1 pseudogene is annotated in these 511 nt (G+C 65.8%); it reads right to left on the bottom strand.

Annotated elements, in window-relative coordinates:
* Window positions 1-270 (bottom strand): annotated as a pseudogene (locus tag FK268_RS23955) (hypothetical protein); the annotation flags it as partial.
* Between the last annotated feature and the right edge of the window lie 241 nt (window positions 271-511).

Below are 511 nucleotides of genomic sequence, written 5' to 3'. Positions count from 1 at the left end.
GGAAACATCCATGCCCCAGTGCATCGCCCCGCTGCGGGGGCCGAAGGGCGAGGTGATCTGGTAGGTGCCCTGTTTCATGGGCTTGACGGTGCCCTCAGCGGATGGGATCGCGGCCGTGCCGCCGCCTGCGACCGCTGCACCGCCCGGGTTCGACGGTGTGCAGGCGTCATCATCGCTCGCGATGACGGAGATCAGGCCGAAGACCAAGAGAAGGCAGGACAGCGCCGCGCCCACCGCGACACCGATACCACCACCGGGCTTACTGCTCACTGCGCTGTCCTCGTTCGGTGGGTGATCGAGTACTCGTTCTCGCTGCCGGGGATGCCGCCCCAGTCAGCTGAAATACTCAGCCACCCAATATGGTTTGGGCTAGAACTCTGCTTCGGCACCCGTCGTGTGCCTGTTGATCAGCCGCGCTACCTTCAACCGGGCCTCCAGCTCGCGCACGCGGTCACTCTCCGCATCCCGGCCGATCTCCGCTTCGACGCACCACTTCTGCACCGTGCTGGCC

Source organism: Tsukamurella sputi (assembly GCF_007858445.1).
Taxonomy (GTDB): Bacteria; Actinomycetota; Actinomycetes; order Mycobacteriales; family Mycobacteriaceae; genus Tsukamurella; species Tsukamurella sputi.
Note: the sequence above shows the minus strand (reverse complement) of the source record. Positions and strands in the feature narration are given on the sequence as shown.